8 protein-coding genes are annotated in these 11,812 nt (G+C 61.5%); 4 read left to right on the forward strand and 4 right to left on the reverse strand.

Features of this window, described 5'->3' with window-relative positions; all coding sequences use genetic code 11:
- Positions 1–3: 3 nt before the first annotated feature.
- A complete protein-coding gene (locus AC1D2Q_RS26910) occupies positions 4–411 on the reverse strand; it encodes a response regulator (protein ID WP_477815169.1) in 408 nt (135 codons plus the stop codon).
- A 202-nt stretch (positions 412–613) separates the two neighbouring features.
- Here AC1D2Q_RS26910 and AC1D2Q_RS26915 point away from each other — a divergent pair, with 202 nt between their 5' ends.
- Positions 614–1,552 carry a class I SAM-dependent methyltransferase gene (locus AC1D2Q_RS26915; protein ID WP_477815170.1) on the forward strand — a complete coding sequence of 313 codons (939 nt, stop codon included), beginning with the start codon at positions 614–616 and terminating at the stop codon, positions 1,550–1,552.
- Between the two features lie 474 nt (positions 1,553–2,026).
- A complete protein-coding gene (locus tag AC1D2Q_RS26920) occupies positions 2,027–3,790 on the forward strand; it encodes an L-lactate permease (protein ID WP_477815171.1) in 1,764 nt (587 codons plus the stop codon).
- A 28-nt stretch (positions 3,791–3,818) separates the two neighbouring features.
- Here AC1D2Q_RS26920 and AC1D2Q_RS26925 read toward each other — a convergent pair whose 3' ends face one another.
- The 3 genes from AC1D2Q_RS26925 to AC1D2Q_RS26935 are packed head-to-tail and all read right to left on the reverse strand — an operon-like array spanning position 3,819 to position 9,546.
- Entirely contained in the window at positions 3,819–5,204 is a 1,386-nt protein-coding gene (locus AC1D2Q_RS26925) for an efflux transporter outer membrane subunit (protein ID WP_477815172.1), read from the reverse strand.
- Positions 5,201–8,347, reverse strand: a complete 3,147-nt coding sequence (locus AC1D2Q_RS26930; protein WP_477815173.1) for an efflux RND transporter permease subunit — start codon at positions 8,345–8,347, stop codon at positions 5,201–5,203. The genes AC1D2Q_RS26925 and AC1D2Q_RS26930 overlap by 4 nt, the downstream gene beginning before the upstream one ends.
- Positions 8,348–8,349: 2 nt before the next feature.
- Positions 8,350–9,546: an efflux RND transporter periplasmic adaptor subunit gene (locus tag AC1D2Q_RS26935; RefSeq protein ID WP_477815174.1), complete on the reverse strand. Its 1,197-nt coding sequence runs from the start codon at positions 9,544–9,546 to the stop codon at positions 8,350–8,352.
- 113 nt (positions 9,547–9,659) lie between these two features.
- Between AC1D2Q_RS26935 and baeS the strand changes: the two genes are divergently transcribed.
- Together baeS and AC1D2Q_RS26945 are read left to right on the forward strand one after the other, a co-directional pair.
- On the forward strand, positions 9,660–11,078 hold the full coding sequence (gene baeS, locus AC1D2Q_RS26940; protein ID WP_477815175.1) for a sensor histidine kinase efflux regulator BaeS: 1,419 nt from the start codon (positions 9,660–9,662) through the stop codon (positions 11,076–11,078).
- A gap of 3 nt (positions 11,079–11,081) precedes the next feature.
- Positions 11,082–11,765, forward strand: coding sequence for a response regulator (locus tag AC1D2Q_RS26945; protein ID WP_477815176.1), 684 nt, complete (start codon positions 11,082–11,084; stop codon positions 11,763–11,765).
- Positions 11,766–11,812 lie beyond the last annotated feature (47 nt).

Here is an 11,812-nt window from a genome sequence, read left to right on the forward strand (position 1 = left end):
CTCCTACACGGTTCGGGTCGAATGCAAGGCGCGTTGCACACAATCGAGCAACTGCCCCACCGCCCAGGGTTTCTTGATGAACGAAACCGGATGCTTGACCCCGGAGCTTTTCGGAGTTTCGAAGCCAGACATGATCATGATCGGTTTGTCTGGCCAACGGTCGCCAAACTGATTGGCCAGGTCCGCGCCATTGAGTTTGCCCGGCATGGTGATGTCCGTCAGCAATAACCTCACCTGCGGGGCGTGCTGTTCCAGAAACTGCGATGCGGCGTCCGCGCTGATCTGTGGTTCAACCGCAAAGCCTTCCTCCTGAAGAATTTCGCAAAGAAACTCCAGGATCAACGGGTCGTCCTCAACCACAAGAATCAATCCACCAGACAAGCGCGCGCCCGCCGTTGATGCTGGACTCATGACTGTACTACTCCCTGATTGCGCAAATAGTTTCGCAGGCTCAAATCCGCCACCTACAGGTATGAACAGCGGACCTCGCGAAAAATTCATTTTTGATACACCTATCCAGGGCATTCTCCGTTCCAGGCCGCTAAACATGACCGTTTGTCCGCGCATAATTGTGGTTAAAATGCCGCCCTTTCCACATGACCGACCCTGCCCGATGAATCCAGACGCCCTCTCCATCCTCCACGACCATTTGCTCACAGCGCTTGCGGCAGCACCCGCAGAAACCCGTCGGCTGTTCCACGGCCGTGGCCGCTGCTGGCCGGGGCTGGAGCAATTGACCGTCGACTGGCTCCAAGGCGTGGTGCTGGTCTGTGTGTTCAAGGAGCCGCAAGCGTCGCAACTGGACGATTTGAAGCAGCGACTGATGGCGATCACACAGGCGCCTGCGTGGAAAACCTCTGGCGCACATACCTTGCTCCTGCAACATCGCTATCTGCAGGAAAGCACCACCGAATGGCTGCTCGGGGAGCCGATCGAGGAGATGACGATCACCGAGGGCGGCCTGCAGTATCGCGTGGACCTGGGCCGCAAACAGAACACCGGCCTGTTTCTCGACATGCGCTACGGCCGCGATTGGGTGCGGGCCAATGCGGATGGCAAACGGGTGCTGAACCTGTTCGCTTATACCTGCGGGTTTTCAGTGGCCGCCCTCGCGGGAGGCGCTACGCATGTGGTCAACCTGGACATGTCCCGCGCGGCCCTGAGCCGTGGTCGCGACAATCACCGGCTCAATGGCCATGACCTGAGCAAGGTGAGCTTTCTCGGCCACGACCTGTTCAAGTCCTGGGGCAAAGTGATCAATAGCGGCCCTTATGATCTGGTGATCATCGACCCACCGTCCTTTCAGAAAGGCAGTTTTCTGCTGACCAAGGATTATCAGCGCGTGCTGCGCCGTCTCCCGGAACTGCTCAGCCCCCAGGGCACGGTTTTGGCCTGCATGAACGACCCGGCTTTTGGCGCGGACTTCCTCATCGACGGCGTCACTCGCGAAGCACCGAGCCTGCGGTTTGAGCAACGGCTGGAAAATCCACCGGAGTTTCCCGATGCCGATGTTGAGTGTGGGTTGAAGGCGTTGGTGTTCAGACAGGGGTAGTTGAAAATCAAAATGGTGATTCAACACCAGGCAGGCCGGCCAGACTCAGTAGACTAATGGTACTTGAGCCCGAACCCGCGGCTTCCTACGATAATGATACGCAGCGGTTGGAGGTTTAAAGCCGTTGCGTAAGTGGTGGGTGAACTGAACCCCAATAAGCCCACCCCTTGTTTCATGCGCATCTTGAGCCTCTCGGCTCTACTTCCTCCCCATCAAAGAGCTTTGAGGCTCTTTTTTTGCCTGTAAAAATTCCATCCCCCTAAAAACATGCGGTCGCAATGCAGTTCACTGTAATGCGATCTGCTACGAAAAATGCGCCTCGGCTGGAGCCGCTTAAGTGAACTGCATGACGGTCAGGCAGCTCATTCCGAGTAGGCGAGCCCCGCCGGGCCATCAGCGTAATGCCACCTATACTCAAGCCACCTTCCCCCAACGGGGACCTGCGCTACCGACAATAAAAAGCAGAGGTGGAACATGGTCTGGCAGCAAATCTACGACCCCTTCGGTAACCCCGTGCTATCAACCCTCATGGCGGCAGTGCCGGTGGTGGTGATGCTGGTTTCCCTGGCGTTTTTCCACATCAAAGCGCATCTGGCGGCGTTGTTGGCCCTGGGTTCGGCCTTGCTGATCGCGATTTTCGCCTTCGGCATGCCCGCGAACATGGCGGGCTCGGCTGCACTGTTCGGTGCCGCCAACGGGCTGTTGCCGATTGGCTGGATCGTGCTCAACATTATTTTCCTGCATCGGCTGACCACCGAGAATGGCTCGTTCAAAGTGCTGCAAGACTCCCTGGCGCGCATCACCGACGATCGACGTCTGCAGTTGCTGCTGATTGCCTTCTGCTTCGGTGCCTTCTTCGAAGGGGCCGCCGGTTTCGGCACCCCCGTGGCGGTAACCGGGGCCATTTTGATCGGGTTGGGTTTCTCGCCCCTGGCCGCGTCAGGCCTGGCGTTGATCGCCAATACCGCGCCGGTGGCGTTCGGCGCTCTGGGCACGCCCGTCATCACCCTGGCCAAAGTGACCGGGCTGGATGAAATGGAGCTGTCGATGATGGTCGGTCGGCAGTTGCCGTTCTTCTCGGTGATCGTGCCGTTCTGGCTGATCTGGGCCTTCGCCGGCTGGCGCAAAATGCTGGAAATCTGGCCGGCGATCCTGGTGGCCGGCGTCAGTTTCGCCATACCGCAATTCCTGGTCTCCAACTACCACGGGCCGATGCTGGTGGATGTGATCGCGGCGCTGATTTCCATGGCCTGCCTGACCGGTTTCCTCAGGGTCTGGAAACCGGCCACCGTGCATACCTCTGCCGCCCTTTCAGGGCGAGTCGACAACTCCAAAATAGCCGAGGAGCATGACCAAAAACCCGTCGCCAGCGCGACCTTTGCCAGCGATGCAAAACCCGCCGTAATGCGCGCATGGATGCCGTGGATCATCCTCACGGTGTTCGTTTTCGCCTGGGGCACCCAAAGCTTCAAAAACCTGTTCGATACCCGCCCGGCCATGGATCCGCAAACCCACTCGGCCAGGCTCGACCCCCAGGGCAAGCCGATGCGCGAGGCCAACCCGATCTTTGCCCCGACCGTGACCTTCACCACGATTCATCAACAGATCGAGAAAGTCCCGCCCGTGGTGCCTGCGCCGAAAACCGAGGACGCGATCTACAAGTTCACCTGGTTCACCAGCACCGGTAGCGGCATCTTGCTCGCGGCGATACTCGGCGGGCTGCTGATGGGTTATTCCATCCCGCAACTGCTGCACCATTACCTGCGAACGTTGTGGGTGGTGCGCTATTCGCTCATCACCATTGTGGCGATGCTCGCCCTGGGCTTTCTGACCCGCTACTCGGGCCTCGACGCCACCATGGGCCTGGCCTTCGCCGCAACGGGCATTTTCTACCCGATGTTCGGCACCCTGCTTGGCTGGCTCGGCGTGGCCCTGACCGGCTCGGACACGGCCTCCAACGTGCTGTTCGGCGGCTTGCAACGGGTGACCTCCGAGCAACTGGGCCTGAGCCCGGTGCTGATGGCCGCCGCCAACAGTTCCGGCGGGGTCATGGGCAAGATGGTCGACGCCCAGTCGATTGTGGTCGCGTCCACCGCCACCCGCTGGTACGGCCATGAAGGGGAAATCCTGCGCTACGTGTTTTTCCACTCCGTGGTGCTGGCGATTCTGGTCGGCGGGCTGGTGACGTTGCAGGCGTATGTGGCGCCGTTCAGCCATATGGTGGTGGGCGGGCACTGATCCAGGGGGGCGGGCCTCATCGCGAACATTAATTCCAGCCGCCCCCCATTACCTTGTACAACGTCACCCGGTTGCTCTGCTCGGCCAGACGCAGGGTGATCAGGTCCTGTTGGGCGCTGTACAACGAACGCTGGGCGTCCAGCGCTTCGAGGTAGCTTTGCGAGCCGCCGCGATAGAGCGCGTCGGCCAGTTCAAAGCTTTTACGGCTGGCGTCGGTCAAGGCTTGCTGCGCCGTCAGGCGTTGGTCCAGGGTGCTGCGCACCGCCAGCGCATCGGCCACTTCCTTGAAGGCAGTCTGCAACGTTTGCTGGTAGGTCTGCACCTGAATTTCACGCTCGACCTTGGCCGCATCCAGCGTCGCGCGGTTGCTGCCGGCATCGAAGATCGGCAGGCTGACGCTCGGGGCGAAGGTCCAGGCGCCGCTGCCGGACGTGAACAGACCGGACAAGGCCGAACTCGCAGAACCGGCATTGGCAGTCAGGCTGATGCTCGGAAAGAACGCCGCCCGCGCCGCGCCGATATCGATGTTGGCCGACTTGAGGGTGTGTTCGGCGGCCAGCACATCCGGGCGCCGTTGTAACAGACTGGACGGTAACTCATCCGGCACCTGAACCAGCAGCGCGACCGATTGCAGACTCGCGCCGGGCAGCAGTTCATCGGGAATATCGCTGCCGACCAGCAAGCGCAAGGCATTGCGGTCCTGGAGAATCTGACTGGCGTAGACCGCCACATCGCCTCGGGCCGACTCCACAGTGGTTTGCGCCTGGGCCAGGGCCAAGCCGGAAGAGCCACCCAAGGCATGGCTGCGTTGAGTCAGTTCGTAAGTTGCCTGTTGGCTGCGCAGGGTTTCCTGGGCCAGTTGCAAACGCTCGTTGTCCGCTGCCAGCGTCAGCCAGGCCGTGGCCACTTCAGCCACCAGGCTGATCTGGGTGCTACGCCGGGTTTCGGTCAGTGCCAGATAGTCTTCCAGCGCTTCGTCCTGAAGGTTCTGTACTCGCCCGAACACGTCCAGTTCATAACTGCTCAGCCCCAGTTGCGCACTGTACTCATGACTGGTGCTCGCCGTGCCGCTGCTGGACGTGCGGCTATGTGTGCCGCTGACTCCGGCATCGATGGTGGGAAACGCCGCCGCCCGTTGAATGCGATATTGAGCCTGGGCCTTTTCGATGTTCAGGCCGGCCAGGCGCAAATCACGGTTGTTGGTCAGGGCCAGGGTCTGTAAGCGCGCCAGGCGACTGTCGGTAAAGAACTGCTGCCAGTGAATATCCGCCGCCGCATCGCCTGAGGGCACGCCGGTCGACGGCAACCATTGCCCGGCGACCGGCGCTTCGGGGCGCTGATACTGCGGCGCCAGATTGACACAACCACTGAGTAACGCCAGAGCAGCCAACAAGGGCCAATGAAACTTGATCATGCATCACCTTTCTGGGCGGTTGGGTTGGCGGTTGTTGCGGTGGATACGCGACCGAAACGACGACGGATCAGCACAAAGAACAGCGGCACAAAGAAGATCCCCAGCACGGTGGCGCTGAACATGCCCCCCAGAACGCCAGTGCCGATGGCCTGGCGCCCGGCAGAACCGGCGCCGGAGCTCAATGCCAGTGGCAACACGCCGAACATGAAGGCCAAAGACGTCATCAGGATCGGTCGCAGGCGTTGGCGCACGGCAGTCAGTGTCGCATCCCGCAGGCTATTCCCCTGCTCTTGCAGGTGCTTGGCAAACTCGACGATCAGAATCGCGTTCTTCGCCGCCAGTCCTACCGTGGTCAACAGCCCGACCTGGAAGTACACGTCGTTGCTCAAGCCACTGAAGCGGTTCGCCAGCACCGCGCCGACCACCCCCAGCGGCACCACCAGCATTACCGAAAACGGCACCGACCAACTCTCATACAACGCCGCCAGGCAGAGGAACACAAACAGCACCGAGATCCCGTACAGCAGCGGTGCCTGGGAGCCGGACAAGCGCAGTTGATATGACTGCCCGGTCCACTCGTAGCCGATGCCTTCGGGCAGTTGTTTGATGATCGCTTCCACCGCATCCATCGCAACCCCGGAGCTCACCCCCGGTGCCGGATCACCGACCACTTCCAGCGAGGCATTGCCGTTGTAGCGTTCCAGCAACGGCGAGCCATAGCTCCACGCGCTACTGGCGAACGAGGAAAACGGCACCATCTCACCTTTGCTGTTGCGCACGAACCAGTGCTCCAGGTCGGCCGCCTGCATCCGCGCCGACGCCTCGCCCTGCACGTAGACCTTCTTCACCCGGCCCTGGTTGAGGAAGTCGTTGACGTAAGTGCCGCCCAACGCGGTGGACAAGGTGCTGTTGATGTCGCTAGTGCTCAGGCTCAAGGCGCCGGCCTTGCGATCGTCGATGCTGACCTTGAGCTGCGGTGTATCGTCCAGGCCATTGCTGCGTACTCCCAGCAGCCGCGGGTCTTTCTTCGCCAACTCGATGAACTGCTCCCGCGCGGCGACCAGGGCGTCATGCCCCAGTCCGCCAAGGTCTTTGAGTTGCAGGTCGAAACCCGAACTTTGCCCCAGACCACGTACAGCGGGCGGCTGCATGACAAACACGTTGGCATCGCTAATGCTCGCCAACGCCAGGGTCGCGCGTTGGGCAATAGAGGCTGCGTCCTGCCCTTTCCCCGATCGCTCGCTCCAGTCCTTGAGTTTGATGAAAGCCCGGCCGGTATTCTGGCTGTTGCCACCCATGCCCAGGCCACTGATGCTGATCAGCGCCTCGACTTCCGATTGTTCGAGCATGTAGCTCTCGAACTGCTTCATCACCGCCTGAGTGCGGCTATCGGTGGCGCCCACCGGCAACTGGATCTGCGCCATGAGGATGCCTTGGTCTTCGTCCGGCAAGAACGAAGTCGGCAGGCTGGCATAACCAGCGCCCATCGCCAGCAAAATCACCCCGTACACCAGCAGGCTGCGACGCCCACGCTGCAAAATGCCGCCGACCCATTGTTGATAGCGCAAGGCGCTGCGTTCGAAGCTGCGGTTGAACCAGCCGACGAAACCAGTTTGTGCACCATGGCCCTGGCCATCCGACGGCTTGAGCAAGGTCGCACACAAGGCCGGCGTCAGGGTCATCGCCACCAACACCGACAGGAGCATGGCCGAGACGATGGTCACCGAAAACTGCCGATAGATAATCCCGGTGGAACCGCCAAAAAATGCCATGGGAATAAACACGGCGCTGAGCACCAGAGCGATGCCGATCAGCGCGCTGGTGATTTCCGCCATGGACTGGCGAGTCGCCGCCAGCGCCGAAAGTCCCTTCTCACCCATCACTCGCTCGACGTTTTCCACCACCACGATGGCATCGTCCACCAGCAATCCGATAGCCAGGACCATGGCGAACATGGTCAGGGTATTGATTGAATAGCCGAACAGCGCCAGCACGCCGAAGGTGCCCAGCAATACCACCGGCACGGTGATCGCCGGGATCAATGTGGCCCGCAGATTCTGCAGGAACAGGAACATGATCAGCACCACCAGCACGATCGCCTCGCCCAGAGACTTGACCACCTCTTCGATGGACAGGCTGACAAAGGGGGTCGTGTCGTAAGCGATCACGTTCTTGAGCTGCATTTGCGCTGGGTAGAAAGGCTCCAGTTCCTTGAGTTTGGCCTTCACGGCCTCACCCACGCTCAAGGCATTGGCCCCGGCGGCGAGCTGCACGCCCATGGCGGCGGCGGGTTTGCCGTTGAGGGCTGAACTCACGTCGTAGCTTTCGCTGCCCAGTTCGACCCGCGCCACATCCCCCAGCAGCACCACCGCGCCATTGCTGGTGGACTTGACCACCACGTTGCGAAATTCTTCGGCGGTTTGCAGCTTGCTGCGGGCGCTGATGGTGGCGTTCAACTGTTGCCCGGCCACCGCCGGCAAAGCACCGAGCTGGCCGGCGGACACCTCGGTGTTCTGTGCTTCCAGGGCGCTGCTGATGTCCGAGGGCATCAACGAATACTTTTCCAACAGAGCCGGGTCCAGCCAGATGCGCATGGCATAGCCCGAACCGAGGGTCTGCACGTCGCCGACGCCATCGATACGACTGATCTGGTCGAGCAAGGTGCTGGAAATGTAGTCGCCGATCTGGGTGCCGGTGACGCTTGGGTTGTCGGAGGCCAGGGCGGCAATCATCAGAAAGTCCGAACCGCCCTTGGTCACGGTCAGGCCTTCGCTCTGTACCGATTGCGGCAGTCGTGATTCGGCCTGTTGCAGTTTGTTCTGCACCTGCATCTGCGCCACATCCGGGTTAGTGCCGGCGGCAAAGGTCAGGCTGATGCTGGCGCTGCCCGCCGAGCTGCTGGAGGCCGACATGTAGGTCAGGTTATCCAGCCCTTTCATCTGCTGTTCGATGACCTGCGTCACCGAGTTTTCCACGGTCTCGGCCGAGGCGCCGGTGTAGGTGGCGGAGATCCGTACCGTTGGTGGCGCGATGTCCGGGTACTGTTCCAGCGGCAGTTGGCTGATCGACAAGGCGCCGGCGAGCATGATGACAATGGCGATGACCCAGGCAAAAATCGGTCGATCGATAAAGAACCGCGCCATGCTCAACCCTCCTGCGCAATGGCAGTCGGCGCCGATTGCCGCGTGCGGCTACGAGTGCCCGTGTTTTGCGCCAGCACCGGGGCGCCGACCCGCACTTTCTGCCCGCCCTCGACAATCACCTGGTCACCCGCCGTCAGGCCCGAGGTGACCCACCATTGGTTGCCCACGGCGCGATCGATGGTCAGCACACGCTGTTCGACCTTGCCATTGACCACCAGCAACACCGACGTCACGCCACTGGCGCTGCGGGTCACGGCTTGCTGCGGAATCAGGATCGCTTGATCGTCCCGGGCCTGTTCCAGCACCGCCCGCACATACATGCCCGGCAGCAACAGCCGATCCGGGTTGGCGATTTCCGCCCGCAGGGTCACGGTGCCGGTGCCCTCATTGACGCTGACCCCGCTGAATTTCAAACGTCCCTCATGGCCGTAAGTGCTGCCGTCGTCGAGCTTGAGACTGATCCGCGCTTCGCCCTCGCCGTTGCTTTGCAGCACACCGCTGGCGAGGTCGCGCTTGAGGCGCAACAGCTCGGTGGTCGATTGCGTGATATCCACGTAGATCGGGTCCAGTTGCTGCACCGTGGTCAGTGCGCTGTCCTGATTGGCCACCACCAATGCGCCGGGGGTGACCGTCGAAGTTTCGATGCGCCCGCTGACGGGCGAGCTGATGCGGGTATAGGCCAGGTTGATGCGCGCGGTATCCACGCCGGCCTGGGCCACTTGCAGTTCAGCCTCGGCGGTCAGCAGACTGGCCTGGGCATCCTCGTTGTCCTGCTGGCTGATGGCATCGATCTTCGCCAACTGGGCATCACGCTTGGCCGTGGCCTGGGCCGACTTCAACGTGGCACGAGCCTTGGCCAGGGTCGCCTGCGCTTCAGCCAATGCGGCTTTGTATGAGGACGCGTCCAGCTGATACAGCGCCTGCCCGGCCTTGACCTCGGCGCCTTCGACAAACAGCCGTTGCTGGACGATACCGCCGACCTGCGGGCGAATCTCGGCGATCATGAACGCCTGAGTGCGCCCGGCCAGCTCCGTGGTCAGCGCCTGGCTTTTGGGTTGCACCGTGATCACTGACACCTTGGCCGGTTCGACCACGGGCGCGGATGCGCCGGGGGAGCAACCGCTCAACACCACCAGAATAATCAAGGACAGTAAAACCGCGGCGGTTACCAGGGATTTGGCGAGAATTTTGGTCGACATAAATGCCTCTGCAAGACGGGGTGGCTGAAGCCAGACGCCATACTGCGAGGCAAATGTGCAGGAAAATTGAAGATTGCCTGCCGCCCTTGAATCTTCGCCGCGCCAGGGCCTAAATGGGCGGGCCATTCACTGACCTGCCCGAGCCCATGAAACTGAGTATCTCCACCAAGCTGTTTATTGCGGTACTGGCCAGTGTGCTGTTTGTCATCCTGAGCATGGGGCTGGCCAACGGCTGGAGCTTCGGCAAAGGCTTTCTCGACTACCTCAACGAACAGGCTCTGTTGCGCATGACCCCGGTGCTGCCGCGCCTGGCCAGCGCCTATGAGCGCGAAGGCAGTTGGGAATTTCTGCGCAACCAGCCCGATCGCTGGTTCGAGCTCATGCGGCCAGAGCCCGGAGTAGACTTCACCGGCCCGCAGCAGCCGCCCCTGACCACGTCCGACCTGACCGGCGCGGTGTTTCGCATCGCCCTGTTGGACCAGCAAAAGCAGCTGGTCATGGGCTACTCGGCGATTGCCGACGACGCCCTGATGCGCCCGATCGAGGTCGCCGGTAAAACCGTCGGCTGGCTGGCGGTGACGCCGTTCCAGAACGTGACCGAAGCCGGCGGCGAACGTTTTCGCCTGTACCTGTTGCGCACCAGCCTGGCCATGGGTGTGTTCTCGTTGCTGCTGGCGATACTGATCGCCTGGTGGATCGCCCGCACTCTGCTGGACCCGGTCAAGCGGGTGGCCGCCGCCACGCATCGATTGGCCGCAGGCGAGTACAGCAACCGGGTGGCGGTGTCCTCCAATGACGAAGTCGGTCAGTTGGCCCGCGACTTCAATCAACTTGCCTATACGCTGGAGCGCAACGAAAAAATGCGCCGGGAGTTCATGGCCGATGTGTCCCACGAACTGCGCACCCCGCTGTCGGTGTTGCGCGGTGAGCTGGAGGCCATCGAGGATGGTGTGCGCACGCTCGATCAGTCGTCGATGAAATCGCTGCAAGGCGAAGTCGGCATGCTCAGTAAACTGGTGGATGACCTGTATGAACTGTCCCTGGCCGATGTGGGCGCGCTGACCTACCGCAAGAGCGAATGCGATCTCAACGAACTGCTGCAAAGTTGCGTGGCGATGTTCCAGGAACGCTGCAATGCCCGGCACTTGCGCTTGGAGCTGGAGCTGCCGACACCACCACTGAGGGTAGAAGCCGACCCCAAGCGCTTGCAGCAACTGTTCGGTAATCTGCTGGAAAACGCCGTGCGCTATACCGATGAAGGCGGCGTGCTGCGTATTTGTGCGGCCAGCGATGGCGACGACGTACGCATCGATTTCCTGGATTCAGGCCCCGGGGTCGACGCGGATCAGTTGCCGCGTCTGTTCGAGCGTTTCTACCGTGGCGAAACCTCACGCAACCGCGCCAGCGGTGGCGCCGGTCTGGGGCTGGCGATCTGTCACAGCATCGCCCTGGCTCACGGCGGCAGCCTCAGTGCCGATCATTCCCCGTTGGGTGGCCTTTGGCTGACCCTGCGCCTGCCACGGAAAACCTGAACCATGGTCAACGACAACCCGATCCTGATCGTCGAAGACGAGCCCAAACTGGCCGCGTTGATGCGCGACTACCTGAGCGCCGCCGGCTATGCGACCCAGTGCCTGGACAACGGGCTGGAGGTGGTGCCGGCGGTCCGTGCCCGCGAGCCGCGACTGATCTTGCTCGACCTGATGCTGCCTGGGCGCGATGGCCTGCAAGTGTGCAAGGAACTGCGCAGTTTCAGTGCCGTACCGATCATCATGATCACCGCCCGCGTCGAGGAAGTGGATCGCCTGCTCGGGTTGGACCTGGGCGCCGACGACTACATCTGCAAACCCTTCAGCCCGCGTGAAGTGGTGGCCAGGGTCAAAGCCATCCTGCGACGCAGCCCGCAGCTTTTAACGACTGCACCGCCGCGCCTACAGATTGATGAAGAACAGTACCTGGCCTCCCTCGACGGCATAACGCTGGACCTGACACCACTGGAATTGCGCCTGCTAAGCACCCTCGCCCGCTCGCCGGGACGGGTGTTTTCCCGGGATCAGTTGCTCGACCGGATCTACTCCGATCACCGGGTGGTTACCGACCGCACGGTCGACAGCCATATCCGCAATCTGCGGCGCAAGCTCGAACAGGCCTGCCCGGGGGAGCATCCGATTGAATCGTTGTATGGGGTGGGTTATCGGTTTCAGCTCGCCGACGCCTGAAGCGTCGCCGTGATGAAGGAAGACTACCGCCCCGTTCCACGGACAGA

The sequence above is a fragment of the Pseudomonas sp. P1_A1 genome, assembly GCF_056406935.1.